Annotated in this window: 20 protein-coding genes and 2 pseudogenes; 9 read left to right on the plus strand and 13 right to left on the minus strand. The window is 60.0% G+C overall.

The window, feature by feature from the left end:
- Window positions 1-2: 2 nt before the first annotated feature.
- From IHQ72_RS27500 to IHQ72_RS27510, 3 genes are read right to left on the minus strand one after another with little or no spacing between them, the layout of a single operon-like run.
- Window positions 3-338 carry a hypothetical protein gene (locus IHQ72_RS27500; protein WP_258118508.1) on the minus strand — a complete coding sequence of 112 codons (336 nt, stop codon included), beginning with the start codon at window positions 336-338 and terminating at the stop codon, window positions 3-5.
- On the minus strand, window positions 338-763 hold the full coding sequence (locus IHQ72_RS27505; protein WP_258118510.1) for a DUF6484 domain-containing protein: 426 nt from the start codon (window positions 761-763) through the stop codon (window positions 338-340). Before IHQ72_RS27505 ends, IHQ72_RS27500 begins: the two co-directional genes overlap by 1 nt.
- Before the next feature lie 9 nt (window positions 764-772).
- Window positions 773-3100, minus strand: coding sequence for a type VI secretion system Vgr family protein (locus IHQ72_RS27510; protein ID WP_258118511.1), 2328 nt, complete (start codon window positions 3098-3100; stop codon window positions 773-775).
- Window positions 3101-3348: 248 nt separating this feature from the next.
- Between IHQ72_RS27510 and IHQ72_RS37205 the strand changes: the two are divergent.
- From IHQ72_RS37205 to IHQ72_RS27545, 8 genes and pseudogenes are all read left to right on the plus strand, one after another.
- Window positions 3349-3522 (plus strand): annotated as a pseudogene (locus tag IHQ72_RS37205) (FHA domain-containing protein); the annotation flags it as partial.
- A gap of 48 nt (window positions 3523-3570) precedes the next feature.
- Complete coding sequence (gene tagH / locus IHQ72_RS27515) at window positions 3571-4359, plus strand: type VI secretion system-associated FHA domain protein TagH (RefSeq protein WP_374120412.1); 789 nt, start codon at window positions 3571-3573, stop codon at window positions 4357-4359.
- 410 nt (window positions 4360-4769) lie between these two features.
- A complete protein-coding gene (gene tssL / locus IHQ72_RS27520; RefSeq protein WP_258118513.1) occupies window positions 4770-6284 on the plus strand; it encodes a type VI secretion system protein TssL, long form in 1515 nt (504 codons plus the stop codon).
- Window positions 6285-6306: 22 nt separating this feature from the next.
- Complete coding sequence (tssM, locus tag IHQ72_RS27525) at window positions 6307-9870, plus strand: type VI secretion system membrane subunit TssM (protein ID WP_258118514.1); 3564 nt, start codon at window positions 6307-6309, stop codon at window positions 9868-9870.
- Between the two features lie 159 nt (window positions 9871-10029).
- The gene (locus IHQ72_RS27530; protein WP_258118515.1) at window positions 10030-10803 is read left to right on the plus strand and encodes a PP2C family protein-serine/threonine phosphatase; all 774 of its coding nucleotides are present in this window, start codon (window positions 10030-10032) and stop codon (window positions 10801-10803) included.
- On the plus strand, window positions 10803-13340 hold the full coding sequence (locus tag IHQ72_RS27535) for a serine/threonine-protein kinase (protein WP_258118516.1): 2538 nt from the start codon (window positions 10803-10805) through the stop codon (window positions 13338-13340). Before IHQ72_RS27530 ends, IHQ72_RS27535 begins: the two co-directional genes overlap by 1 nt.
- An 11-nt stretch (window positions 13341-13351) precedes the next feature.
- Window positions 13352-13858 (plus strand): DUF1036 domain-containing protein, encoded by a 507-nt coding sequence (locus IHQ72_RS27540; protein WP_258118517.1) that lies wholly within the window; start codon window positions 13352-13354, stop codon window positions 13856-13858.
- Complete coding sequence (locus IHQ72_RS27545) at window positions 13855-16188, plus strand: M23 family metallopeptidase (protein WP_258118518.1); 2334 nt, start codon at window positions 13855-13857, stop codon at window positions 16186-16188. Before IHQ72_RS27540 ends, IHQ72_RS27545 begins: the two co-directional genes overlap by 4 nt.
- Before the next feature lie 124 nt (window positions 16189-16312).
- On the opposite strand, the gene IHQ72_RS27550 is transcribed toward IHQ72_RS27545, so the two are convergent.
- Entirely contained in the window at window positions 16313-16843 is a 531-nt protein-coding gene (locus IHQ72_RS27550; protein WP_258118520.1) for an OmpA family protein, read from the minus strand.
- 191 nt (window positions 16844-17034) lie between these two features.
- On the opposite strand from IHQ72_RS27550, the gene IHQ72_RS27555 reads away from it, so the two are divergent.
- A complete protein-coding gene (locus tag IHQ72_RS27555) occupies window positions 17035-17601 on the plus strand; it encodes a DUF6931 family protein (protein WP_258118525.1) in 567 nt (188 codons plus the stop codon).
- Between the two features lie 477 nt (window positions 17602-18078).
- Here IHQ72_RS27555 and IHQ72_RS27560 read toward each other — a convergent pair whose 3' ends face one another.
- From IHQ72_RS27560 to IHQ72_RS27600, 9 genes and pseudogenes are all read right to left on the minus strand, one after another.
- The gene (locus IHQ72_RS27560; RefSeq protein WP_258118526.1) at window positions 18079-20598 is read right to left on the minus strand and encodes a caspase family protein; all 2520 of its coding nucleotides are present in this window, start codon (window positions 20596-20598) and stop codon (window positions 18079-18081) included.
- 1357 nt (window positions 20599-21955) lie between these two features.
- Window positions 21956-22453 (minus strand): hypothetical protein, encoded by a 498-nt coding sequence (locus IHQ72_RS27565; protein ID WP_095491803.1) that lies wholly within the window; start codon window positions 22451-22453, stop codon window positions 21956-21958.
- A 278-nt stretch (window positions 22454-22731) separates the two neighbouring features.
- Entirely contained in the window at window positions 22732-22857 is a 126-nt protein-coding gene (locus IHQ72_RS27570; RefSeq protein WP_258124073.1) for a hypothetical protein, read from the minus strand.
- A gap of 73 nt (window positions 22858-22930) precedes the next feature.
- Window positions 22931-23167 (minus strand): annotated as a pseudogene (locus IHQ72_RS27575) (LysE family transporter); the annotation flags it as partial.
- A gap of 217 nt (window positions 23168-23384) precedes the next feature.
- Window positions 23385-23912: a YciE/YciF ferroxidase family protein gene (locus tag IHQ72_RS27580; protein WP_258118528.1), complete on the minus strand. Its 528-nt coding sequence runs from the start codon at window positions 23910-23912 to the stop codon at window positions 23385-23387.
- Window positions 23913-24149: 237 nt separating this feature from the next.
- Entirely contained in the window at window positions 24150-24368 is a 219-nt protein-coding gene (locus IHQ72_RS27585) for a hypothetical protein (protein WP_095486378.1), read from the minus strand.
- A gap of 309 nt (window positions 24369-24677) precedes the next feature.
- Window positions 24678-24899 (minus strand): hypothetical protein, encoded by a 222-nt coding sequence (locus tag IHQ72_RS27590; RefSeq protein ID WP_258118532.1) that lies wholly within the window; start codon window positions 24897-24899, stop codon window positions 24678-24680.
- Between the two features lie 42 nt (window positions 24900-24941).
- On the minus strand, window positions 24942-25355 hold the full coding sequence (locus IHQ72_RS27595) for a SpoIIAA family protein (protein ID WP_258118533.1): 414 nt from the start codon (window positions 25353-25355) through the stop codon (window positions 24942-24944).
- A 150-nt stretch (window positions 25356-25505) separates the two neighbouring features.
- Entirely contained in the window at window positions 25506-26555 is a 1050-nt protein-coding gene (locus IHQ72_RS27600) for a DUF3182 family protein (RefSeq protein ID WP_258118534.1), read from the minus strand.
- Window positions 26556-26801 lie beyond the last annotated feature (246 nt).

Below are 26801 nucleotides of genomic sequence, written 5' to 3' on the forward strand. Positions count from 1 at the left end.
CACTAGCGGCCGTTCTGCGACAGATATGCCCGCACCTTGGCAAGGTCGAGTTCGGCAATGCGTTTCGGCGCGCCGTCAACCAACATCCGCAAAACGAACATTTCTCCGGCTTCCGGATACTCGGCGTAAAGCGCCTCTGAGACTTCCCGCCCCACTTCACCGGCGATCCGGAGGCCATCAATATGAGCGTCCAGCCTTTCAACGAGCCGAGCAAGGCGCTCCTCGTCCATATCGGGATTCTCGTCGGGATTCAGCAAATGATGGTCATAGACGGTCCAAAGAAACGCCGCCATTTCCGCATGCTGCCGTACAATCTCGCGCAGGACAACCTTGGGCATCAGTTTAGGTTCACCGATGCCCCACGAACACGGTTCGTAGCGCTGGCATGGCTCGTTACATAAGTGCCGCGGATCGTGATGCGGCCGTCTTTTTCCATGATGATCGTGGCCTTGCCGCAGCGAAGTTCGATTCGCTCGTTCGCATTGATCCGCACATTTTCTCCGTCCCGAACGATGTGCGGTGCACCCGACTTGTGCGCTGGGTCAACAATACGCCCAACAATCAGCGGCCTGCCGGGGTCGCCGTCCTGAAACAGCAGCGCCACTTCGGCGCCGATCATGTCGGAGGTCAATTCCGTAAGGCTTCGCGCTGAAACGGCAGTTTCCTTTGGATTGCCCGGGAAAACCACAAGGGGTGAATCCTCTCCGAAACCCAAAAAAATGCCGATTACTACACCTTCAATCCGCTCTTTTGTCGCCGACATGGCGTGTCCTCAGTTCTGCTTTATTTCCGAACCCTTCATGGTGATGTCGCTTGAGGCCTTCACATTGATCTTGCCCGATCCCTTGATGCTGATGTCCTTGCCTTCGATTGTGATCGTCCCATCCTTTTTCATGGTAATGCTCGCAGAGCCGCACTTCAGTGCAATAGCGTCGCCGGCCTCGATCAGGAACGTCTTGCCGACATTGATCTTTCCGTCCTCGCCGATCTGAACCATGCTCGCTTTGGCGATCCGCAACTCGTAGGCGCCCCCCACCTTGGTCCCGTCGTCGGCGGCAATTTCAGTACGCCTTCCCTTGCCGATCTTCGACTTCTGGTCGCCGGCGATGTTAAAGGTCTGGCCGCCGCCGATCGTCACGTCCTGATTTGAAGCGATGTTCCAGCCGTCGTCGGCACCGATCTGATGGCTTTGCCCCGCCCCCACAGTCACCGACCTCGACGCGCCGATCGTGTTCGACTGCACCGCGCCGACGCTTCTCGTCTCGGAGGCGCCTACCGTATCGATGCGCGCCGCGCCGACGGTGACGGTCTGGACGATACCCACCGTCTGCGAATGGTTGGCGTCGATATTCTCCGTCGAGTTCGACACGACGTGGATCGTCTCGTTGGCCTGGACCGTCAGCGAGCGGTTCGCGCCCACCGTCTCGGTGTCGTTGCTGCCGATGTTCGTCGTCTGGTCGACGCCGATCTTGACCGTCTTGTTGTTGCCGACGTCCTCGTCGAGGTTGTGGCCGACGGAGTGCTTGGCGTCATGGTCGATGCGATCGGACTGGTCGTGCTGGACCAGCTTCGTGCGGTCATTCTTGATCAGAAGGTTATGGTCCTTCTGTGCCTGGAAATTGACCAGTTCGGAACCGGCCTTGTCCTCGAACATCAGCTCGTTGTAACCGCCGCCGCCCTTCGATGAGTCGGATTTCCAGCCGGATTGCGTGGCGCTGCCCGGCAGCCCGTAGGGCGGCATCTGGGAGGCGTTGTAGACCCTGCCGGTGATGATCGGCAGATCCGGGTCGCCTTCGATGAAGTCAACGATCACCTCCTGACCGATACGCGGTATCTGGATGAAACCCCAGCCGCTGCCGGCCCAGGTTTGCGAGACCCGCACGAAACAGGAGCTGTTCTGGTCCTTCTTGCCCAGACGGTCCCAGTGGAACTGGACCTTCACCCGTGCATATTTGTCGGTGAATATCTCCTCGCCGGAGGGACCGACCACCGTCGCCGTCTGCGGGCCGCGCATGATCGGCCGTGGCGTGATCCGTGGCGGACGATAGGGCAAGGCGGTCGGCGCTACGCCGAGGATCACCTTGAAGTTTTCGCTGTCGACGTCGGCATGGGCTCTGTAACCCGGATCGAACAGCCGGTATTCGGCGCTGACCACGAGATACTCCTGGTTCTGGTCGTCGCGCGGGAAGCCGTCCAGCTTGAACGTGCAGCCCGAATACAGGCCGCGCACGGTGCCGACAGCGGCAATGCGCTGGTGCACGGCCTGGATTTCCTCGCGCCGGATCGCGGCCAGGCTGTCGCCGCGACCGACTTCGAGATGCGCGCCGGGCTGGCGGTAATTCTCGCCAGCGGCCAGCTTGTGACTGAACGGCTGGGCGGATTTGGCCATGAGATCGGCGCCCGGCTTCTCGAAGTCATAGTCGGTGTGGACATAGGCGCCTGGCCGCACCGAACTGCCCGGGATCCATTCCGTTATGTATTCGACATCGCGCCGGGAGCCCTGCCCTTCAAAGTGATAAGGCACCTTCTCATAGCCCGGCGGCGGCTTGAGCTTGTTCATGGCATCAGCCAGCACAAGCGTGTGCTTGCCTTCGTCATGCTCGAAGAAATACAGGATGCCTTCGTGCTCGAGCAGCCGCTGCACGAAATCGAGGTCGGTCTCGTCATACTGGACGCAGTACTCACGCGGCGGATAAGACCCTTGCAAGCGCTTCTCGAATTTTGCCGTGCTGTATTTCGAGAAAACCTCCTCGACGATTTCGATGACGCTCATGCTCTGGAAGATACGGCAGTCGGTCGTATTGCCGAGAAACCAGAGCCATGGCCTGATGACGGCTTCGTAGTAAGCCAGGCGGTCCTCGATCCGCGTCAGCCGAAACTCGGAGACGAGGCCGCTGAACCAGCGTTTCGGATCGGATTCACCTTCGACCGAAACAGCACCGCCCAGCATCTTCAGCGGATCGATGTCGGGGCTGCTGCTCACGAACCCGACCGTATAGGCCAAACAACGACTGATCTCATCGCGCCCGATAAGATGCGTGAAGGTCAACAGGTCAGCGCCAACCGGCGTCTGCACAACCGTGGCGCGTTCGTTCGGCATGGGTCGTGCCCCTCCCGCCGCTCGTTTCTGGTTAAGCCTAGCACATGTCTTCCAGCGACCAAAGGGGACCTGCCAGGTGGCTGCAGCCTGGTCACCTTCGGAATTATCGACTTGAACGCTTCTGTGCCGCCGCTCACAAATTGCTGGTATAATGGGGTGTCCTGGGTGAGTTTCCTGACAGGCGATCGACGGCGATTTGAATGTTCATCAGGCTGCAGATCAACAATGTCGACTCCCTGCCCGCCGGTATGTCGACCGGTTACTCAGCTCGTGGTCGCAGCTTCGAAATCGGCCGCGAGGCCTGTGACTGGACCTTGCCCGACCCCGACAAGTTCATCTCCGGCCGGCACTGCGAAGTTCGCTACGAGGCAGGCGCATTCTGGCTGCACGATATCTCGCGCAATGGAACATTCATCAACGGATCGACCCAGCGCATGGCCGGCCCGCATCGGCTCGGTCATGGCGACCGGTTGCTGATTGGCCGCTACGTCGTCTTGGTGTCGATTGACGATGAGCACGCCCCCACAGGTCATTCTCGAAGCAGCCACGGTTCGACGCAGCGACAAATGCCGGTCACGACAGGCCGGCCGCTGGACTTCGGAGACGAGCCTTTCTTCGAGCCGGTGGAGCAACGGCTCGGGCAGAGAGCACCGGTGTCGACGTCTTCGCTGCCCGCGCCTCTCCCTTCGACGAGAGACGAGGTGCTGCGGGAAATCGCGATCGGAGCCGGCATCTCGCCGGAATTGCTTCAATCGCGTGATCCGCATGAAGTTGCTGCCGAAATCGGCGCGGTGCTTCGAACGGTTGTCGAGGAACTGGCCTTGCTGCTGAAGGCACGTGCGGCTGCGAAAATACTGGCCAAGAGCACACACCGGACGATGATAAGCGCCGCGGATAACAATCCCTTGAAGTTCGTTCCGGGAACCGACGACATCCTTGAAATCATGTTTGCACGGCGCAGAGCCGGCTACCTTGATGCCAGGCACAGTGTCGAGGATGCATTCCGCGATCTCAAGGCGCACGAATTTGCCACCTACGCAGCCATGCAAGCTGCGCTCTCCCGGTTGCTTGACGATCTGTCGCCCGAGGCGATCGGCAAAAAACTCCCACCCACGTCATTTACATCGAAGAAGAGCCTGGCCTGGGACGCCTTTGTCGCCAAATGGCGGACCATGGAGGAAGCCCACGAAAACGGAATGCTGGATATATTTCTGGCCTATTTCAGCGAAGCCTATGCCAAAGCCGACAAGCAAAAATAGGCCGGGAAGACTGAACCTGACACATGCCCCGGAAATCGGAGCGGTTTGCTGCGTTGACCTTCGGCTGCGGAACGGATCAAGCACCAAGTGGAAAGTACTAGAGCGTCCTTTGCGAGCCCAAAGATGCGGCGCTGTAGTTGGCGAAGAAAAATCCTTTCGCAGCGCTGCTTCTGGTTCCAATCGACCGTTTCTAAGCTTACGATCACTTACGACAGTTCGCCAGCGGGTAAGGCTGATTGACCTGGGGGTCTGCGGCACATGTCATGTTACGGCGGGATAGAAAGATATAGCCGACCTTCCTCCAGACACTGCCCTCGCCAGCAGCGCCTGCAGTTCCTGCGCCTGGCCAGGGACCGTTTTGCCCCACTGTGGCGCACACGTGGCAACCGCACGTGGACGGACGTTTGGCGATGAGCTCGAAGGACGATCCTTTCGGCCCAGCGGGCAAGACCGTCATTCGCGTACCGCGCCGCGCTGAAAAATCAGCGCCGGCTCCTCAGCGGCCCGTTCCCGACAGCGGACAGACCGGTCCCTCGCAGGTTAAGGATTCAACGATTTTCGATCCGGGTGTCGGTCGGCATGCACCGCCGGGCTGGACATCCGGAACCGTGATTTATCAGGGTGCAGACCCCGGCGCAGCGGCGGCAACCGGCTCCTTTGCGGCGACGCCGGGCATTCAGCAGGAAATCCTGCTGAATGCCACGGACAGCGTCAGATATTCCGCAGCAAATCAGATCCTCGCTGCGGCCGCTCCTTTGCTGATGCTGTTTGGCCAGCTCAGGCTTATGCCTGTCGAAAGACAGGCGGAACAACTGGCGGAACATGTTGCGGAGGCGATCGAAAAATTCGACCGGACTATGGAAAAAGCCGGTGTTCCCGAAGAAGACGCACGGATCGCAAAATTTGCTCTCTGCGAAACCGCTGACGACCTCATCGGCAACCTGCCTTGGCCCAAGAAAGACGCCTGGGCGCAGCACAGCATGCTGTCACAGTTCTTTCACGTCGTGCCCACCGGCTCGGGCTTCTACGAAGCGCTGAACAAGGTACTGGCCGCGCCGGAGGCACACTACAACTTGCTTGAATTGATGCATGCCTGCCTGTCGCTGGGGTTCGAAGGCCAGTATCGAGGCCTTTCGCGCGAGGACAACAATCTCGAACGCGTTCGACGCGACGTCTACGAGACGCTTCGTTACTTCAGGGCGCGCGCCGACGACGACATCTCACCCCACTGGCAAAGCCTGGCGGTGTCAAGCGCACAATCGTCGGCCCGGTTGCCGCTCTGGGTGATTGCGGCCGCAGCGTCGGCACTGCTGACGGCGGCATTCTTTGCATTGCGGGTCTTCATTACCAACGAGGGCGAGGGCCTTGCCGGCAGGTTGCTGGCGCTCGATCCATCGACGCCGATCGCCATCGAACGCGCCAGCGTGGTGCCGTCGGCTGCGCCGGTGAAAGTCGCTCCGCCTGTCGCCACTACCCCCTCTCAGATCGATCGCATCCATGCCGCACTGGCCGAGAATATCGCGCGCGGCGGGCTGACCGTCGGCACGCAGGGCAAGTTCATCGTCGTGGAGATCAACAATCTCCTGTTGTTCCAGTCCGGCAGTGCCGAGATAAAGCCGGAGTTTGGAGCGATCGCCGCGGACATCGCCGCCGCGCTGGAACCGGAGCCCGGACCGATCATGATCGTCGGCCATACGGACAATGTGAAGCCGCGAAAATCGAGCGCGTTCAAATCCAACTTCGACCTTTCAGTCGCCCGGGCGAAGGCTGTCGAAGCGATGATGGCGCCGCGGTTCAGCAAGCCTTCCCGGATCACGGTCGACGGCAAGGGCGAAGACGAACCGATCGCCGACAATGCGACGCCGGAAGGCCGCGCCCAGAATCGCCGTGTCGACTTGATGATCCCCAAGGAGGAAACGCTGTGAGCACGGCCATTTGGAAGCGCCTATGACGCGTTGGCTGCTGCGGATATTCAGCGCGATCGCGTTGGCCGGTTTCGCGGCAGCCGTCTGGTTTGCCGGACCATTGATCCGCTTTGCCGACACCCGTCCGCTGGCACCAGTCTGGCTCCGCGTTGCGATCATCGGCATGATCGTTGCGATCGTGACGCTGTTCTATGGATTGCGCCTCTGGCGAAAGCGAAAGGCACAAAAAGCGCTCGAGGCGATAGTCGCCCACAATGGCGACAAAGATGACGACTCGCAGGTGCTCGAGGCTCGCATGAGTGAGGCCATCGCTGCGCTCAAGCGGTCGAGCGGCAGGCGCAATTTCCTCTACGACGTTCCCTGGTACGTCGTCATCGGCCCGCCTGGTGCCGGCAAGACAACGGCGTTGGTCAATTCGGGTCTGAATTTTCCGCTTGCCGGTTCGGGCGACGCCCAGCCGGTCGCCGGCGTTGGCGGCACGCGATCCTGCGACTGGTGGTTCACCGACCAGGCGGTGCTGATCGACACCGCCGGGCGCTACACGACGCAGGATTCCAACGCGCAGAGCGACAAGAAGAGCTGGCTCGCCTTCTTGTCTCTGCTTAAGAGATACCGCACCAGGCAACCGATAAACGGGGTTATCCTGGCCATCAGCCTTGCCGACCTCATCAGCCTCGATGATCGGCAGCTTGACGTCCATGTCGTTGAAATACGCAGCCGCCTGCGCGAAATCCACGAAACACTGAAAATCCAGTTCCCGGTGTACCTGCTCTTCACCAAGGCCGACCTTGTCGCCGGTTTCATGGATTATTTTGGCGGTTTCGACGAGCCGCGCCGCCGCAAAGTATGGGGCGCGACCTTCCAGACTGCCGATCGCAACAATAACATGGTCGGTGAGGCACCGGCCGAATTCGACGCATTGGAAAAACGCCTGGCGGAGGAGATGGCCGACCGCCTGCAGGAAGAGACCGATCCGGTCGCACGTATATCCATCTTTGGCTTTCCAGCCCAGTTTGGCGCGCTGAAGGGGCGTATTGCCAGTTTCATCGCAAGCATATTCGATCCGGCCCGCAGCCAGGTGAACGTCAGCCTGCGTGGACTCTATTTTTCATCGGGCACGCAGGAGGGCACGCCGATCGACCAGGTGCTGGGCGCAATCGGTCGCAGTTTCGGCAGCGCTTCTCGCGCCCATCTTTCCGGCACTGGCAAAAGCTTCTTCTTGCACGATCTTCTGACCGGCGTCATTTTCGCGGAATCCGGCTGGGTTTCATACGACAAATCGGCTGAAAGACGTGCAGCGATTGCCAGATATGGCGGGCTTGGCGCAATAGCGTTGATCGCTGCCGCGGCTCTGGGCACCTTGGCCCTGAGCTTTACGGCCAACAGGTCGCTGATCGCTTCTACAACGCAAGCTGTAAGCCGCTATCGCGAGACGGCGGACCCGCTACTCAAAACCCCGACGGTCGCCGATGTCGACCTCGAAAACGTCATTGGCCCGCTCGACCAGTTGCGCGAGCTGCCAGCCGGGTTCGACACCAGTGATTTGCCGACCCCGATCGAGGCGACGTTCGGCCTCAGTCAGCGGGAAAGACTTCTTTCGGCATCAAAAACAGCTTACCGGCAAGCGCTGGAGCGCGTGTTCCGCTCGCGCCTGCTGCTTCAGGCCGAACGGACGATCCAGGCCAAGATGGCTGATCCCGCCGCGCTCTACGAATCGCTGAAGATCTACCTGATGCTTGGCGGCAGGGCGCCGAAGGTCGACGACGAGTTGATCGTTTCCTGGATGAGGCAGGATTGGGAGCAGAACCGGTATCCGGGCGAAAACAACCGCGAGGGACGGGCGCAACTCGAAAAACATCTGCGGGCGATGCTTGCGCTGGACGACGCCTACGATCCGGTTTTCGAACTCAACCAGCCACTTGTCGAAGCCGCTCAACGCTCGCTCGGACGAATGAGCCTTGCTGATCGTGCCTCCGCCTTGGTCAAGTCGGCGGTATACGCGGCAGCGCTGGACGATTTTTCCGTCTCCGTGAAAGGCGGCCCGGAAGCGCAGCTGTTGTTCGAGCGTGTCGATGGTGGCGATCTGTCAGGCCTTCGCGTTCCCGGTATCTACACCTATAGCGGCTTTAACAACTTCTATCTCGGACAACTCTCGCGCATTGCGCAGATGCTTGTCGATGACCAGTGGGTTCTCGGCGGCGGCGGCGAGCAAGGTGGCATCGACCAGGAGTTGCTTAAACTCGGTCCCGAACTTGTCGAACGCTATGGGAGGGAGTTCGCCGCGGCGTGGAACGGCGTTCTCGAGAAGCTGAAGTTCAAGGCGATGCTGAAGGACAAGCCGCATTATATCGCACTGTCCGCTGCCGCGTCACCAACCTCGCCAATCGACCAGCTTTTTACGGCGATCGCCGGCGAAACGGCTCTGACGCGAGAAGCTGGTTCCGGCAAAGATTCCGGCTCCGAGGCCGAAGCCGACATGCTTCAAAACCAGCCGCAGAACGCTGCAGATGTCGCCAGGGGATTGGCCCGCATCGGCCTTCAAGTCGCCAGCGGCAAATCGCAAAGCCGGGCCGGTACAGGGTTCGCTAGCGCGCAAAACCAGAATCCTGGGGCGAACGTCGAAGCGCAATTCAGATCATTCCAGGCTTTGGTGAACGGTCCCGCCGGACGCCGCCCAATCGATGCATTGACCCAGAATTTCCGCGACATCTACCAAAGCCTGCAACTGGCGGCCGACGTCCCTTCGCAAACGGAACGCGTCAACATGAATCTGCAGCTGCAGATATCCACCCTTCGCGCCAATGTCTCGCGTCTGCCCAAGCAACTCGCCCGAATGGTCACCGCGACCGCCGACGAGCTTGACGGCAACGTCGCGGAAACCTCGCTAACGAATTTGAACCAAATGCTCGACCAGACGGTCACGCGCGCCTGCGAGGAGATGGTCGAGGGCCGTTATCCTTTCGCCAGCGATGGCTCGGAGGATATTGCGATGGCGGATTTCGCGAAACTGTTCGCTCCAGGCGGACTGATGGACCGGTTCTTCGCACAGAATCTCGCATCGCTGATCGACCTGACCGGCCAGGACTGGAACTGGAAACAGGATGCGCGTTTCGGGCGCGACCTGTCGAAGTCGACTTTGAAAAACTTCCAGCTGGCCGCGGAAATCCGCAACGCCTTCTTTCCTTCAGGTGGTTCGGTGCCGTCGGTCAGTGTCACCTTTACGCCGTTTTCACTGCATGGCGATGCCGATACGGCGGAACTCGACGTCGATGGCCAGATTGTCCAAAGCAACCAGGCGGGCAACGCGCCAAGCACGGTGACCTGGCCGAGCGGCATGGCTTCCGCGTCCGCGAGCCTGAGCCTCATTCCGGAAATGCCGGGCCGTGAGTCCGCGATCAAGTTCGACGGTCCGTGGGCACTGAAGCGCCTGCTGGACAATGCTGATATCACCAGCACCGGCGGCAACACGGAAGCCCGCTTCGTGATCGGCGGACGCGATGTCGCCTATACGGTCCAGACCAGTTCGGACCCCAACCCTCTCTTCCTTCCCGCGCTTTCCGGGTTCAGCTGTCCAAAGGCGTTTTGAGATGACCTTTGCATGTTCCAATACGGTGAGGCTGTCCATCGGCAACAGATCCGCGGACGTTGATTTCGATACTTTAATATTCGAGCCTGTGGCAAACTGGCGCGAGCGAGCGCCTGACGGTGCGCCGCAGAGGACGCTTGAGAAGCGCTTGGTGGCAAAGTGAATAATGTCGCCCTTCCCTTTGAAAGCTTCGGCGTTAGCCACAGAGGCTGTGTCCGCGAGCTCAATGAAGACAGCTATCTGGTCGAGCCGGAAACTGGCTTGTGGGTGGTGGCCGACGGAATGGGTGGACATGATGCCGGGGAAGTCGCTTCGGCCAGCATCGTCGATCATCTGGCAACGATCGGCATTGCAAGCTCTGCACCGGATCTTCGCGCGCGCTTCGAGGACCGGCTGAGCCGGGCCAACGCCGAAATCCGCAGGATATCGGAATCCCGCGGAGTAACCATTGGCTCCACTGTCGCCGCCCTGCTGGCGATGGATGGGCGGTTTGCCTGCCTGTGGGCGGGCGACAGTCGCGTCTATCTGATCCGCAACGCCTCGATCTCCCAGATTTCGAAGGACCATACCGAAGTTCAGGAACTTCTCGACAAGGGCATGATCAGCGCAGCCGAAGCGCTCACCTGGCCGCGCCGCAACGTTATCACGCATGCGGTCGGTGTCAGCGACGAGATCGTCATTGACTTCCAGCAAGGCGAAATCATGCCGGGCGACATATTTGTGTTGAGCACCGACGGGCTGACAGCGCATGTCACAGACGCCGAGATCGAGGCGGCGGCGGTGTCGGCGACGCCTCAGGCGGCATGCGAAAACCTGCTGCAAACGGTGCTGGCCCGCGGGGGAACAGACAATGTCACGATCGTGCTCGTGAAGATCGGAGACGGGCGCAATGGGGCCCGTCCTGATCCTTCCAGAGCGGAAGGTTTAGGCTGATGAGCGCCGACGACAAGACGCGAATATCGCCTAACGTGGCCAACACAGCCGTAGGCACGCAACTCAGCGGCATCTATGAACTAGACGAGCGGATTGCATTCGGTGGCATGGGCGAAGTCTACCGGGGCCACAACATCCAGACCGGCGACCATGTCGCGATCAAGATCGTCTTGCCCGAGTTCGCCCGCGATCAGACGATCCTGTCGCTGTTCCGCAAGGAAGCGTCGATCCTCAATCACCTGTCGCACGACGCGGTCGTGCGATATCACGTCTTCACGATCGACCCCGGCATCGGTCGCCCCTATCTTGCCATGGAATTCGTCGACGGCCAGTCGCTGTTCGATATCATGCGACGTGGCCCGATGCCGACGGAAGACGTGCGCAAGCTCTGCCATCGCCTGGCTTCCGGCCTGAGCGCCGTGCACCAGGCGGGAGCAATACACCGCGACCTCTCCCCGGATAACATCATCCTGCCAGGAGGCCGGGTCGAACGCGCAAAGATCATCGATTTTGGCATCGCGCGGTCGGCGACCGTCGGCGGAGAGACCCTGATCGGCGGAAAGTTCGCGGGAAAGTACAACTACGTTTCTCCCGAACAGCTCGGCCTGTACAGCGGCGACGTCAGCGAGCAATCCGACATCTACAGCCTGGGGTTGGTGCTGGCCGCTGCTCTGCGCGGGAAACCGATCGACATGGGCGGCTCCCAGTTCGAGATCGTGGAAAAACGCCGAACCGTTCCGGACCTATCCGACATCGACGGCGATTTTCGTGGAATTGTTGAAGCCATGCTGCAGCCGGATCCACAAGACCGGCCGATCAGCATGGCGGACATCGCCAGGGTGACACGTGACGATACGGATGAGGAGACAACGCCGCCAACGTCGATCACGCCGCGCGACCGGACGCCGCGAGCGGGGGGGACCGCCGCGCCTGGCCCCAAGCTCCCAAGTCAGCCTCCGGCGGCTCCCGGTGAACAGCGCTTCGTTCCGCATGTCCGGCCGGCGCTTCTGTCCGAACCAAGGTCTTCGCCAGTTGCCGGTCCTCGGGCGGTTTTGCCAAAGGTCCCTGCAAAGTCCGCCAAGACCCGATCGATCGCGATCGCTGCCTTGGCGTCATTAGCTGTCGCGTCCGGTGCAGGCATCTATCTGAGCGGCTTGATGACGCCTTCCACGCCGACCGCCGGCGATACATCGTTTTTGTCTCCAAAAGCATCAAAACCGGCCCCGACGGACAGTGCTGCAATTTCGCCGGGCGATGAGCCGGCAAAGGCAGTTCCACCTGAGCGGTCACAAACAGAAGCCACTGCGCCGCCAGCTGAAAGTCAGGCAGGTGCCGCGGCGGATCAAAAGTTGGAGCCGACACGGCCCGCCGAAGTCCTCTCACCAACCGAGGAAACCCCGGAGCCGGCGGCATCCGAGGCGCTGTCGCCAGCTGAAAATCAAGCAGGTGCCGCGGCGGATCAAAAGTTGGAGCCGGCACGGCCCGCCGAAGTCCTCTCACCAACCGAGGAAGCGTCGGAGCCGGCGGCATCCGAAGAAACCCCGGAGCCGGCGGCAGCCGAGGCGACACCCGAAAAGCCGCTGCCGGCAATTCAGCCGGACAGCGTGACCAGCGACAGCCAGCAAGCTGTTCCGCCGCGCGTCCAGGTCGCGCCGGTGGCGCCGGCCGACAAAGTCTTACCGCCCCCAGCGGTCCAGCCCGACGTGATGGAGGGCCGGAAGCCCGAGCAGCCGGCCAGCCAGCAGACCACCCAGGTGCCCGAACCCGCTGCAGGCCAGACAGATGGCGCGAGCGCAAAGGGGCAACAGGACGACCCGGCGGCAGGCAAACAGCCGGACGGACCCACCATCACCTTGAACGTGCCGAAACCGGAACTAGAGCTGCCGCCGGCAATTGCCCACGACAAGGCCGCGCAACGGGTCTCCTGGGTGAGCGACTTCAACGGCGGCGACTGTTTCTATGCGACGTTGACGTCGGCAACCGAGACGGCCGTCGCAATCGAAGGATTGGGCACAGAGGTTCAGCCCTTCGAACGAATGTTGTCCGATTTCCAGGCAAGATTCCATGTCGAACCGGACATCAGCGTCCGCCTCATTGAACCGGCTCAATGCGAAGTCACCAACTTTCTGCGTTTTGTGGACCAGACGGCAGCTGACAAGCCGCAGCTTGTTCTCGATCGAACGACGGTGCCGAGCGGCTCGCCGATCGGCGGCACGCTGGTGACGCGTGGCGGCCTCATTTCCAGCGTGCTGCTGATCGACCACAGGGGTATGGCATTCAACCTCGACGGTCGTATCTTGGCGCAAGCCGACAAGGCCACCTTCAACTTTCCGATCGATCTCGGCGCAGCCGACAAGGCGGCCGGCAAGGTCGTACCGCAGATCATAATGGTCATCACGGGTCCTCAGGATATTCAGGCTGCGGCGTTCTCCTCGCCGACACCAGCCGCGCTGCTGTTGCCCAGGATTCTCGAAGAGATCGAGACCACCCGATCTGAGTTCTCCGCGACTGCAAAGTACTTCCGGCTCGGCGGATAGCATGAACGCCGATGGACCGCCGCCGCTCGCGTTTTTCCTTCCCGACCGCTGTCCCGCCGAGAAATCTGCGTGACCGGCTTCGCGGCCTGCTTATCCTGAGAGGCCGTATCAGACTTACGGTGATGTCGGGCGCGACATTGCTGGCTCTCCTGTCGTCCAACGAAGCGCGTGCCGAATTCACCGTCTGCAATCAGACGCTCGACGTGGTCAATCTCGCTGTCGGCCAAAAGGTCGACAATGCGGACCAGACCGATGGCTGGTGGACCATAGGCGCAAATCAGTGCGTGAACGTGATCCGCGAGGAACTCACGAACCGCTACATTTACATCTATGCGACGGACGTTTTTGGCCATGCAACCCTGACCGGGTCGACCGAAATGTGCATCGACCGGCGGCGTTTCTCGATACGCGGCATCGATGAATGCTGGCAGCGCGGCCATATCGCCGCGCGATTTCTCGAAGTCGATACGCTTGAACAGGTGCGGTGGACCTTTTTTCTGACCGGAAGCAATCCGTGACGCACAGTATCGACACAAGCTTCAGGTTGAAAAAGCAGGCGCGCGCCGCCCTGCGCAGACGCAGGCTGTGGCGCAGCGTCCTTGCCGGTCTTGGCGTGGTTGTCCTGTTGTCGATCGCTGTCGGCTTCTATCTCACCGCGGACTATTGGTCGTTTGGCGACGAAGATGAGGAGTTGCACGCGGTCGAGGGAACCGACGATGTGCCAGCCGATGCATCGGTCTATGTGCCTGCCATCATCGATCTCGCAGGCGACCCGATGTGGATCACCCTTGCGCCCGACACCGGCGCCGCGACAAAAAGCCAAGTGATCCCTCGCCCGGCAGAACTCGATCAGGCTGGAGTTTCTCCCCAGATCGAAATTCTGTCTGACGTGATGCTTAGCGCCAGCGAAAAATTCATGACAACGATACCGTCCACGCAAGAAGATTTCGCATTCTTCCAGGCACAGCGACAGGCCGCGCCGGCGCCATCTGACGACCTGCAAGACAATGTTCAGCCACCGCCCGTTCTAAACGAGGCTCCGGTTGCTTCCGACCCGCAGGTCGACGCCGATGATGCCGAGGCAGGTTGGGGCGAAACAATCGATGCAGGCGAGGCAGCCCTTCCCGCGTTCCGGAAAACCCAGATCGAAAACAACACAAGCGTTGCAAATGTCACCAGCGAATATCAACGATACGAGGCTACCGAGGACACGTTCGTAAAGATTCTCAACGACCGCAGCTTGGACAGCGTTGCCCTGGATGCGCATTTCTCCGCCGAGGATGCCAAGCTGGCAGGCGAAGCCCTGAAGGCGCTTTTCAATCGGGAAAGCCTTGAGCCGGGTTATGTCGTCGCCATGCGCGGTTTCAGGCCGACGCGCGAGACGACAACCATGTCCCTCATGCAGGTTTCGATCTACGCCAAGAACGTATTTGTCGGCACGCTGACCCGCGATGCCGCTGGTGTGTTTGTGTCTGGTGTGGACCCCTGGGTCCGCGAAGATCTGTTCAACTACTCGGGTGCACAGGCGCAAGGCACGCACAAAAGGCAATACCGGCTGCTCGACGCAATCTACTCGACAGCAGCGCGCAACAAAGTTCCGACCGGCGTGATCGGAGAAGCGATCATGTATCTGTCGCGAGGACAGGATCTGGATGCCTTCGCCAGCGAAGACCAGCGTCTGGTGCTGATCTATTCGCAAAGGCCACGCGGCAAGGAAGAGACGGCCGGACGGGTGCTGTATGTTGGCGTCCAGGGTAGCGAAAAAAGCCTCGACTGTTTCGTCTTCCAGCAGACCGACGGCCAGTTTGCATGCGTTAGCGGCGACGATCAGGTTCGCTCGCTGACAGTCACCAACGGCATGGTCACCCCGGTCAACGGGGTCATGACGTCCACCTTCGGCCCTCGCAAGCACCCAATCCTCGGGACTGTTCGCATTCACAAGGGCGTGGATTGGGCGGCGCCTCTGGGTACCCCGATTGCAGCCGCCTTCGACGGCGAGGTCGTTTTTCAAGGCGATGGAGGGGGTTACGGCAACCTGGTGAAGATTTCGCACGGAAACGGGCGCGAGACGCGCTATGCGCATATGCAGAAATTCGCGGTCAAGGGCGGTGTCGGCGCGAAGGTGAAGGCCGGCGATATCATTGGTTACATCGGCACCACCGGCCTCTCGACCGGGCCGCACCTGCATTTCGAACTCTATCGCAATGGCGAGGCGATCGATCCCCTGGGTACGGTTACCGCCATCGCAACGGATGATTCCGCTGTCGAAACGCTGACCGACCGTATCGTTCAAGTCGAAAGTGGCGGCAGCGCCCGCGCCAAGAACCCACTTTCTTCGGCGACCGGCGCCGGTCAGTTCATAACGAAGACCTGGATCAGGATGATGAACACCTACCGCCCCGAACTTGCGCGGACACTGTCAACCGCCGACCTGCTTGCTCTGCGATATGACGCCACCATCTCGCGCGAGATGGTCAGCAATCTGGCGCGCGAAGGCGAAGCCTATCTTCGGGCGCGCGGCCACCAGATCACAGCCGGCCGGCTTTATCTCTGTCATTTCCTGGGGATGGAAGGCGCCCATCAAGTGTTGTCTTCGCCGGGTTCGGCGCAATTGAGCGCCGTGCTCGGGTCGGCCGTCATTCAAGCCAACCCGTTTCTCACCGGCAAGTCCACCAGCTATGTCGTGAGCTGGGCCGAAAGGAAAATGGGGCGGAAGCTGAGTCCGGCGATGGTTGAAGTGAGCCAACGGACAACGACAACGACGGAAGTCCGGCAGACATCGCCCGAGTTCGAAAAATACAAGCAGGCGATCACGGCTATGGTGAGTTCCGTTCAGAATGCGCTTTGAGCCAGCGCATGGCGGGGAAAAGCACATGGCCGGGAAATCGGAACCGGTTTTGCTGCGCTGACCTCCAGTTCGCGCGTCGAAAAGAACGCGTGGCTCTAATCTTAGTCTAGCATACCCGCTCCAGCTACTCAGTCCTTATCCGCATTTCCACCCGCCGGTTTACCGGATCGAACGGATTGGGGTTGCGCGGATTCGCTTCGCCCAAGCCTGTCGCTTTGATGCGGGCAGGATCGATGCCGTTAGAGGTCAGGAAGGTTGTTACCGATCTGGCTCTACGTTCCGAAAGTCCCTCGTTGTAATCAGCCGAGCCGGATGCATCGGTGTGACCCTCAACAACGAAATTCAGAGAGCTCAGTCGGCTGTCCTTCAACGCCTTGGCGAACTCATCCAGTTCGGCGCGGGCAGTCGCATCGAGTTCCGCAGAATCCAGGCCGAAATTGATCAGCATGTCGAGGGTGGTTTTTTCGGCAGGCGCTTGCTTGTTCTTGCTGTTGCACTCTTCCTCGGTGCCGACGCAAATTCCACGCGACGGGCCGAACTCGCTCGCCCCGTCAAAAAACTTCACGATGTCTTCTGATTTCTGAAGCGGATCAGCAAAAGCGTGGGTCGAAAAAAGCGCGACCGTAAACACGAAGGCTAAACTGCCCAACTGCATGACGGTTACTCCCGTTTGAGCATCCGATCTTGTCGGCTGCGGATTATACCAAATCCCGAAGCGATTGTCTGTCAATAAACGTCAAGCATACGGGGGTGGAGGGCAGTTGCATCTTGCTGAGGACCGGAGACTTGACCCGCGCCCTGTCCAGGGCTTCAGTGTCGATTGTTCCCTGGGGAAAGCGTGGCGCCATGGCCAATGAGCTTCGATTCAAAACGGCACGGGATCTTTTCATGGCCTGCCCCGCTGTTTCCAGCGACATGGTGGCACTTCCGACCGAACAGCCTTCAATCGAATTTTGCCGCGCCCTCCTTGCCGGGCGGGTGCCCGAGGAGGCGATTACGTTCTGTGCCTATCTGCTTCCCGAGCGGGCTGCGGTGTGGTGGGCGCATGAATGCCTGAGCCACCTCATCGTTGTGCTCGACCGCAGGGATCAGGAGTTGCTCGCGCTTGTTCGTGACTGGGTCAGCGAACCGGATAGCCCTCACCATCGCCCAGAAATGAGCAAGGCTGCGGCAATGCCGCCAACAACGCCGGCCGCCTGGATTGCCCTGGCAGCAGGACGGCATGGCAACGGTTCGGCTATGGAGGCGGTATCGGCCTTGCAGCCACCCGCCCGCGCTGTGAGTGCGGGGGTTCTGGCCGGATTGGCACGCGTTGCACTAGAGGACCGCTTTTCAGTTCTCTCCGCGTTTGTCGAAATGGGCATTCAGATGGCAGAGATCGAGGCGCTGCGCCAATCAGCGGATGCGACTTAGCCCGTGGTCCGGATCCGCGAGCGGGATACGTTCAAATTTGAACTGAGCATCCGGCTCTATCTGTTTGATTTAGCCGCATTTCTGCGAGGCCAAGTGATTCCACTTGGCTGCAGAATGCTCTGAATCAGTTGTTTGGCTTAGCTGCAGCCGCCATTCACCGCTATCCTCCCCAGCCGCCTCCGCCGCTATTCCCGCCTCCCAAAGAAGGAATGACTACGGGAGGTGCGGCAGCAGGCTCGTCCGCGACCGGTTTAACTGCTTTCTTGGCGGCCACCGGTTTGGGAGCGGGGTTGACGACCTTCCGCGGCGCCGCGGCTCTGCGAACGACCTTCGGCGCCGGCGTGGGCGTCGCCACCAGCGGCGTCGGTTGAAGGGGTGGCCAGGATGTGCAGCCCATGACCCCCGCCATGGCGATGGACAGAGTTATCCCGATTGTTGCCTGCTTCCAATTTCTGCCCACCATTGCCTCCTTGTTGATCAGAACAAATCCCGACGCGGATTGGCTTGTTCCCAGACTGCCCTGGCCACTTTGACCAGTTGCTTGTCGACAGAACCGCTCAACGGAATCTTCGACTTGAGTTCCCCACGCAGTTGCTTCAACGCCGCCGCTTTCGCCTTGGCCCCGAATTTCGCCAACGTCGCCCGGGCGTCAGGCAGTTCGTTGCGAAGATCGAGCGCAACTGTGAATGCCAGGAAACGCACGGCGACGGCCTGGTCGGCCTTGTCGCCCTTCTGCATCTCGAGAGCCGCCCGATCGTAGGCGCCGGACTGGTCACCGCGCGAGGTTGCCAGTTCAAACAGGCGTTGGGCTTCATCAAGGTTCTGCTCCACGCCAACGCCATCACGGTACATGCGCGCAAGACTGCCCGGCGCATAGGGCTGGCCGAGGTCGATGGCCTTCTGAAAAAGCGCCAGCGCAGCCTTCGGATCCTTCTCGACGCCCCGGCCGCTGAGGTAATTGCGACCGAGCAAGTTCATCGAATACATGTCCTGACGCTGGACGCCGGCCTCCAGGAACGCGACGGCGCGGGCCTGATCGGCGGGCACGCCGTTGCGGCCTTCGGTGAAGATCGCCGCGAGATCGTTCATGGCATAGGTGTGCCCCATCGCCGCCGCCTTGAGCAGCAGGTCCAGCCCCTTGCCGGTGTCGCGCTCGACGCCGTAGCCATGGAACAAGGCACGGCCCCACGACGTCATCCCGTAGGGATCGCCCTTGTCGGCCGCAGCCGCGTAGAAGGTGTTGGCCTGCTTGCGGTCGACAGCCAGGCCCGTTCCCGTCGCGTAGAGGTAGCCGAGTTCGAACACAGCGCGCACGTGCCCCCTGTCGGCGGCCTGCTGGATGGCTTTCCTGGCCTGGTCGACCTTGCCGGCTGCAAGCAGCGCGCGACCCAGTTCATAGCGGAAGCGGGCGACATCGGGATACGCCTTCACCGCAGTCTCGCAGAGCTTCACCGCGTCGGCGCCGATTTCATTTGGCAGCAGGCCGGGGACCACGCCTTGAAGGTCGAGAGGTTCGCCGGCAGCCAAGTCGCACGGATCGACGCTTGGCGACAGTTTCATTTTGGCGGGTTTGGATACTCCGCTGTCCGCCCGAATTTCGAAGGTGACCTCGACCGGTGCGCTGGTTCCGATCTGGGGTTCATAGCGCAGCACCTCGACTTCACCGACCGTCAAGCTCGATTCGGGCGTCAGGGCTCGATCCGGCAGCGAGAGCGTTCCCGTTGCCGGATAGTTCGCAACTTTCAGGCTGACCGCCGAATCGTCTGTCGGGAGATCCAGGTTCAGGGCAACCGCGCCGATGCCGACCGGAACGTCGATCTCCCGGTTCTCGATCGCCTCGGCGGCACCGGTGACATGAATGCCGCGCTGCAACACCTGCTGCTTCTGCTCGGCTTCGAGCGAGGCCATCACCTGTTCGCCCTGGGTTCCTTCGCCGCTCTTGACCCGGAACACCAGCATGCCCTTGGCTTCGCCGCCCCAATTGTCGCGTGCGGCGTAGGCCAGCATATCCATCTCTTCTGGCTCGCCAACTCCCTTGGGGACATCCATCTGCAGATGCGGCAGATCCTTGCCCTGGATCAGTTCTCCCGCCTCGACGACCTTGCCATTCAACATCAGGCGTCCCAAGGCGGGCGGTCTTTCGATGCTGACGGTGATTGATCCGCCGTCGACCTCCACCGGTTCCGGGAGGTTCAGGTCGACAGGCCCGACCCCCGACAACACGACTCTCTCCAACACCGGCGGTAGAGAGGGGCGGCTGCTGCGACGCATCAGAACGACTTCGTCGATCAGCGAAGAGTTCTCCCAGGGAACCTGCAAGCCCTTGGTAGCCTCAACCACATCCCGGCGGACGGCCGACATGACCGTGCGGATCTCCTGGTTCGGGGCGAGCGCGCGACGAGAAAACGCCAATGAAAAAGGACTGAGGTCGCCGGCGCCGTCATAGGCAACCGCGCCGGGTTCGGTGGCGAAAGCAATCAGCGTGTTCAGCGAGCTCCTTACTTGCGCAAGGCCGGTGCCGCTGGCGGTAAGAAGCTGGTCCCTGAGCCAATAGTCCTTGCGAGGGAATGGATTGTTGCGGCAGGCATCGAGGATGATCACCTGGATCTTCGATTTCGAACGCATCTGCTGCAGCACGTCGTTCAGCTTGATAGCCTGGACCTCGACGTCCGCCGCATCTTTCAACGAGGCATCGACAGGGATCAGGAAATTTTCGCCGCCGATCTGAAAGCCGTGACCGGAATAGTAGACGACAGCTACATCCGCCCCGTCCACGGCCGCAAGATAGTTGCGGAACTGGTCTTCAAACTGCAGCTTTGTAAGATTGCTCGCGACAAAAACATCAAAACCAGCCGCTCGAAACGTGTTGGACACGTCCACCACATCTTTGGCCGGGTTCTTGAGGGCCGAGATTTCCCGGTAATCGGAGTTGCCGATTACAAAGGCGACCCTTCGCTCGACTGCAGAAGCATCGAAAGCCGTGACGCTTGCGAGCATCAAAGCCGCAACGAATCCGCAACGTCGGAGCATGGCAAATCCCTTAACCGATGTTACCTAGCGACCACAAGAACACAGCTGCGGTATCAAGGTCCGTTAGAGAGCATGCTATCTGCCGAGACAGAAAAGAGAGAAAAGCCGTCGCGACAGCGGTATATTCCTCACTTGATCAAACCCTAAATTACATCAGGGGCCGAGTGTCCGCAATGATGTCGAACGGTTTCTCAACCTGGCTATTTGGACCCGTGGTCGATACGGTCCCCTCGGGCCACGCGCGGCGGGCATACCCTTGACTTGCGCACACGCATCACGCGTCAGGGCGCCTGAGGTTTTCCACTACTAATATCGGTCTACCCCTGATTTTCTCTACCCACCATTTCCGAGACTCAATTAGCGTCTGCTTATGGAGCATCGGCACGCCATTCGACGGATCAAGGAAGGGCTTTGGGAGGTCTACGACATAGACGACGATAGGGTTGTCTTCGCAGACGGGGTGGCTCTGACAAATTTGCTGGATGACGAGGCACTCGACGCCCTGGAGTTGCTAAAGGGTGGATTCCTGGTTCCGAGCAGCGCTCCCAAGGCCGGTTGACAGTTCCTTGAGGGACACGCTGAGGCCACACTGTCCGCGAGATGGAGTACTGAAGGCGGATAGCTGACACGCAAAAGCGCCGCCGCTTGGCGGGCTCCTGGATGCGTTCGCTCGTCGAGATCTGCCACCCTATTTCGGCGACGTCGCAGCCGCGATGCGGAAGGTGTGGATCAATTCGCGAGGCTCAGCGCGCCGCAGCGTGGCAAACGAAAAATTCTCCTTCGTTTGGTTGATGCCGGAACAGTGCTCCGTCCGTAAGTTCGTGCTATATATTAGCAGGTGCTGTTATGAGGTTTTTGCCCGTTCAGGAACCAACCAACACATGGGCCGTATTCGATACCACGGTGGATGTGCCTGCGGACTTCGCTGGCACTTGCCTTATCGGCTTGACGCGGGAGCGGGCGGAGTGGCTCGCAGCGAGAGCCAATCAAGATGCATCGGTGAGGAGCAATTGGATCGGCCGGCTATCATCCCTGGAGCCTGAGCACGGCGTGGTTCCCATACGCAAATGTCAGAAACGGCTTATACCCGCAGGGAGGATTTCAGTGACGGACGACAAGGTCGCTGCGTTGGCAGCCAGGAATCAGCAGCCAACGTAAGTCCGACATCACCAGCAAAGCCGATGCAGCGATTGGTTCCCGGCGTTCCGGAAGTTGCGGCTGTGGGCGCGAGAGGCGGCCGTCAAGCTTTGGCTCTGTTCGCATGGTGGCCAGCCCTGCGGCAAACCAAGCGAGCGGAAGCATCCCTTCGCTCGGACCGGGCCGTCTATGACCGGCCGTTATCCTTAGCCGCCTGCTCTCGCTGCTTTTTGAGGACTTCGTCAGTCCCGACCAGCTTTTTCGACCCGCCGGAGATTGCTGTGGATACTACGGCAGGCGGGTCGCTCGCGGGGAAAGAATCCTCAAGCCCGGCCTGCAACTGGTCTTCCAAGGTTTTTGGCTCTTCCGACCGACCAGGTGTCCTTCGGCTTTCTGTTTCCTCCAGCGGCTGTTTCATCTTCGGTGAAGACTTGACCTCTCGAACGCAGGCGTAAAGCTGTTCGATGGCAAATTCTTTCAGTGTTTCGAAGTTGGCTCTATCATCATCATGCATTGCCTCGATCTGATCGATCATGGTTTTCTCGAACCGGTCAAGGCTGTCGGCTCCGCAAGCCTGGCAAAGGCGCAATAGTGCTTCATTGAGCATTTTCGGGCCAAAGTAAGCCGACGCCTCGAGCTTGAGCCGTTGCAAATCCTCTGAAGTTGCTGCCTGAAGTTTTGACATGTGCAGCCCTTTCGCCTGATGAGCATATCAACGGCAATTATCGGCAGATGTTCCATTCATCCGGCACTGATACGCCTTCCGCACGGTTCAGCGAGTTGCCGCCGCCTACCCGATAGATCCGAGATCCACATCACCGGAACGCAGACTGGTCTACGCGATTTCTGGCCTGTAGATGCGGCAAACGGCGGTAACGACGTGGTTTGAGCGCTTGGTCGAGAATGCCGCAAGCGCGAAATGGCGGTGTCTGTGGGCTATCGGTCATTTGCAGCGACGGGTGTCTATCCCCGTGCTCGGCCGTCTTCGAGCTCGAGCGTCGAATCGAAGTAGGTCATCCAGCGCGTATCGTGGGTCACAACGCAGATCGCGACATTGCGACTGTCCGCCAGATGCCTGAAGACCTTCATCACCATCTCCGCCCGCGTGCCATGACGAGCGCAACAGGCTTAGTCCGAGCCAACACAGATAAGCGGCGGCAGACAATCGGAGCAGACTGAATGCAAGGGGCGACGCCCCGACCAATGAAGACACGCCTAACGCGAGGAGAGGCAATTGAACAAGCCCCGCACCAACAGTCATGCCCAGTACCGTGAAAAACGCCGTGCTGCGCCCGTGAGAGATCCCGCGTGCCGTCACAAGCATGCTGTCGGGGCCGGGCGGAGCCTGCATCAAGATAACTGTCCCTAGGAAAGCTATCCACAACACGGGATCCATCATCCTGCTCTTTCACCTAATATCTGCGCAGTGCCCTTGAACCCATTGGTGTCCTTGAATTGTCAGCTAACTTAGCTTGGCAGTTGCAGGCGAATTCCCTGCAACTGCCGGTCAGTCAGGCCGGTTCAAGAATCTCGGATGGCAAGCCCGATACCTGCATCTTCGGAGCGGAGCCGCTGGCGATCCCTTGCCGGGGCTCCGCAAGCCGGTGGCCTAGGAATTACGCGGCCGCTTGAAGAGCACGTTGGTTGACACCACCCTCGCCCAGACCCGTCAGCGCTTCATCCGTCGCGACCTCTTCCTTGAGCGTCGCTTTGAGAAGGGCGGCAACATCGGCCTTTCCCATCTGTTCAGCCCAGGCGATAAGCGTGCCATACCGGGCGATCTCGTAATGCTCGACGGCTTGCGCCGCTGCGACCAGTCCGGCATCGAGCGCAGGAGCGCCTTCATAATCTTCGAGTATCTCAGAGCCTTCTTCAATGATGCCGTCGATCGCCGGACAGGTCTTGCCGCGTGCTGCCTTGCCGAATTTCTCGAACACCTCCTCGAGACGATCGACGTGGGCTTCCGTTTCCATACGGTGTTTTTCAAAGGCAGCAGTCACTTTTTCCGACTCCGCACCTTTCGCCATTTTCGGCAGCGCCCTCAGTATCTTCTTTTCGGCGTAGTAAAGGTCTTTGAGTCCGTCGAGGAACAGGTCCTCAAGACCCTTGGTTGTCGCTTTCGCGGATTTCTTCGCAGTTGCCATGGTCGTCTCCCGCTGGGGTTGGAGCTAGCCTCCCTAACTATGAAGGCGTCCGATAACCCCGCCGGTCGGCAACAAGTTCCCTGACGATTCGAGCCGCTGGAAATTTTCCGACGCTTCGGGGTCATATGGTCAGGTGCTGCAAAGGTTACGCTGATGAGCGGACGCGCAAGGCGATGGTCGATATCTCACGGGGTGGCCCGCTCCCGCGCCCCGGTCGGCCCGCGCCGCGCAATCGGCTCAATCGATCCGCCTGATACGGCCCTTGTCGAGACGGAATACTCCATCCTGTCCGCCCTGCCTCTCAAAATCGGTAAGCAGATCGTCCCATGTACCCAGGAATTCGCCGCAGTCGTCGCAAAAGATCCGGTCGTCAGGACCGGCGTCGGCCGGAATCCTCAGCCTTATTGTCAGGCAATAAGGGCACTCCAACTGGTGGTTGAGATATTGTTTGGTCATGGACGATGGCGAGAATGCACTGGAAATGTGGCCCCTGCAACCGCGCTCGCGCTGGTCTGACGAGCTCGGTCAGAAATGTACGGCGATAGGGGCATCACGGCGATTGTTGCGATCCGGGAATAATGAGCGCGCCTTCGTTAGGGGCCGAATATTCAAAGCCGATGAAAAACGCGGCAAGAATTAGCGCGCAGATAATTGCAATTGCTGCCAGTGCGGTTCTGGACAACAGCTTACGCGGTTCGCGGTTTTGCAACACTGAATCGGTCCGCTCTCTGTTCGAAGACGGAGGGGCAAGACAGCTCAAATTCATTATACGCCGTTTTTGGTCGGAGGCCAGCCAGACTGGGCCGGCGGGGGAATGTTGTCGGATGTCAACTCACCCCTCTTGAGTTTTCTAATGGCTTCGTCGGCTTCGATTTCATCCAGGCCGGAAAGTGGCAAACCGTCGACTATGACGGCTTCCTCGCTCTCGCGGTCATAGACTTCCCACAAGCCCTCCGAATCCTGTCGTTTGTTGTAGATGGTTGGCATGGCCACTCCCTAAATGGTCTGAAGATGATCAGCTCGATGCTGCTATTGGACACCGGCAACCCACTCCAACGCCTGGGTTTTTTCGCCCGCCGGGAACACCCGAGCCTCGATCTGCGGGAAAAGCGCGCCGGTCATCTCCGTAGCTGCCTTGATCCACTGTTTTTCGGACACCACCGCGGCACGCTGGAAGCGGTGGAATTCGCCAAGTTTGCTCAAGCCGTACTGCAGATCGCGGCGCAAGGCGTCGCCCGTCATGTCCTCCAAATCCGTAAGGTCGGCTAAGATGCCGATCTCTTCATGTTCGCTCAGTTTCTCTTCGATGGCCGGGATGACTTTGTCGTAGTCCTCCGCGGTCACGGTACCGGCAATGCGAAATGCGGCGACATTCTCAGGAGCAGAAATAACCTCGATCACTTTTTCCTCCTTCGGATCGGCTTTCAGGGTTATGCCGAACAACTCAAGCCGCCCACGGATGTTCCCCGGTCCTAAGTGTTTTGCGATCTAAATTTGACGCTCACGAGCCGGCGCAAATGGCACAGGATTCTGCAGCGACTATCGACAGCGCGGGGCAAATCCGACAGTGCAGACGACACCAAACCTAAGATGTTAATCGACCGCTTTCTTTGGCGGCTCCTGGGTCGCATGCGTGACGACGGTATAGCGCGCAATCGGACCCTCATCGGGGTCTTCTCCTTGAAAGTGAACGTCCGCGTTCACCGGTAGCCGGCTGGTGTTGCCGAACTCCTTAACTGCGGACGCACGGACGAGTTGGATGTCTGGGTCCTGCTTCATAATTTTTATTGCCGCAAGCTCGGCAGTACTGCTGCCGCCAATGCGCCAGCTGGCTTCGAGCACACCGGATCGCCAGACACCCGACGAATCGACGCCCTGGCCGATATCGTAATTGCGCCGCGAGGCGAAAAATCCAGGATACTCAGCCATCGCCGCGTCATAGGCCCTCGCCTGCACCGTTGCCAAAGTTAGTGCGCGAGGAAGCTGAAGGCCTTCGAGAGCTTCCCATCCGCCGCGCACTACAATGAGATCGGATCCGCCATAAACGGATTGTCCCGCATTATCGGTCGTCGTCCTTTGAGTGCCGTAGTAGGCGACCATGATTTCGTCGATCTCCGTTCTGCCTACGCTCAGCGTGACGATGTCACGAAGGTCCGCTTCGAGCACAAGACCGCACTCGTCCAGGTCGGGGGAGCGGTATTGCTCGAGCAGTCTCTCGACGTCAGCGACGGTGCGAACAATGTGCTGGTCCTGACCCCGCGAGGCAAGCGGTGGCTTAAGTCGCGCCGGCCCGAGCCTCAGCAGACGCTGCGCTGCTCGCAGCGCATCGTGCCGCGAAAATACGGTGTAGCCAGGCAATACTGCTGCGCTGACAGTTCTGCCGAAACCGGTTGACCATTCCTTCGGTCGCTTGGCCAAGCCGTCGACCAGTTCATGGGTTATGGCCTTGGTCATTGAGAAGCGCCAAGGCACCACGCCGCCGAAGAGGTCTTGCGGCCCGTTGATACCCAGCCGTGCCGCATCGGTGGCAAGCAAGCTGTCGTCCGGCACGAAATACAGGCCCTCGCCTTTGCCGCTGTGGCCTAGACCCTGCTGGAAGGCAAATCCCTTGAGGCTCGCAATCGTGCGGGCAACGGCAGCCATAGCTTCCCGTTCGTGTGCGTAGAGAGGCTCGCAGCCCGGCGCGGAGAATGCGATCACGGTCCCTTTTGCCTCGCCCGGCTGACTGCCTCTGTGCTCGGTCATGTTGCTCGTTCTTGGGGTGCTACCTCATCATGGCCGCGGATTGCCGATGTTTCGGCCGGCGGTTCGCTCCGACCCAAGAGAACGCGCAAGATGGCAGAAACGTTCAGCCTGACTTGGCCGGCTCGCCGTCTCCTGGGTCCTTTC

This window comes from Mesorhizobium onobrychidis (genome assembly GCF_024707545.1).
GTDB classification, from domain to species: domain Bacteria; phylum Pseudomonadota; class Alphaproteobacteria; order Rhizobiales; family Rhizobiaceae; genus Mesorhizobium; species Mesorhizobium onobrychidis.

Bases quoted from the DNA above. Each gene is read 5' to 3' on its own strand.
- tssL (WP_258118513.1), top strand. From the start codon at position 4,770: ATGAGCTCGAAGGACGATCCTTTCGGCCCAGCGGGCAAGACCGTCATT.
- IHQ72_RS27560 (WP_258118526.1), bottom strand. From the start codon at position 20,598: ATGCTCGCAAGCGTCACGGCTTTCGATGCTTCTGCAGTCGAGCGAAGG.
- IHQ72_RS27570 (WP_258124073.1), bottom strand. From the start codon at position 22,857: ATGAAGGTCTTCAGGCATCTGGCGGACAGTCGCAATGTCGCGATCTGC.
- IHQ72_RS27565 (WP_095491803.1), bottom strand. From the start codon at position 22,453: ATGTCAAAACTTCAGGCAGCAACTTCAGAGGATTTGCAACGGCTCAAG.
- IHQ72_RS27535 (WP_258118516.1), top strand. From the start codon at position 10,803: ATGAGCGCCGACGACAAGACGCGAATATCGCCTAACGTGGCCAACACA.
- IHQ72_RS27540 (WP_258118517.1), top strand. From the start codon at position 13,352: ATGGACCGCCGCCGCTCGCGTTTTTCCTTCCCGACCGCTGTCCCGCCG.
- IHQ72_RS27500 (WP_258118508.1), bottom strand. From the start codon at position 338: ATGCCCAAGGTTGTCCTGCGCGAGATTGTACGGCAGCATGCGGAAATG.
- IHQ72_RS27580 (WP_258118528.1), bottom strand. From the start codon at position 23,912: ATGGCAACTGCGAAGAAATCCGCGAAAGCGACAACCAAGGGTCTTGAG.
- IHQ72_RS27585 (WP_095486378.1), bottom strand. From the start codon at position 24,368: ATGACCAAACAATATCTCAACCACCAGTTGGAGTGCCCTTATTGCCTG.
- IHQ72_RS27590 (WP_258118532.1), bottom strand. From the start codon at position 24,899: ATGCCAACCATCTACAACAAACGACAGGATTCGGAGGGCTTGTGGGAA.
- IHQ72_RS27550 (WP_258118520.1), bottom strand. From the start codon at position 16,843: ATGCAGTTGGGCAGTTTAGCCTTCGTGTTTACGGTCGCGCTTTTTTCG.
- IHQ72_RS27505 (WP_258118510.1), bottom strand. From the start codon at position 763: ATGTCGGCGACAAAAGAGCGGATTGAAGGTGTAGTAATCGGCATTTTT.
- IHQ72_RS27600 (WP_258118534.1), bottom strand. From the start codon at position 26,555: ATGGCTGCCGTTGCCCGCACGATTGCGAGCCTCAAGGGATTTGCCTTC.
- IHQ72_RS27555 (WP_258118525.1), top strand. From the start codon at position 17,035: ATGGCCAATGAGCTTCGATTCAAAACGGCACGGGATCTTTTCATGGCC.
- IHQ72_RS27510 (WP_258118511.1), bottom strand. From the start codon at position 3,100: ATGCCGAACGAACGCGCCACGGTTGTGCAGACGCCGGTTGGCGCTGAC.
- tssM (WP_258118514.1), top strand. From the start codon at position 6,307: ATGACGCGTTGGCTGCTGCGGATATTCAGCGCGATCGCGTTGGCCGGT.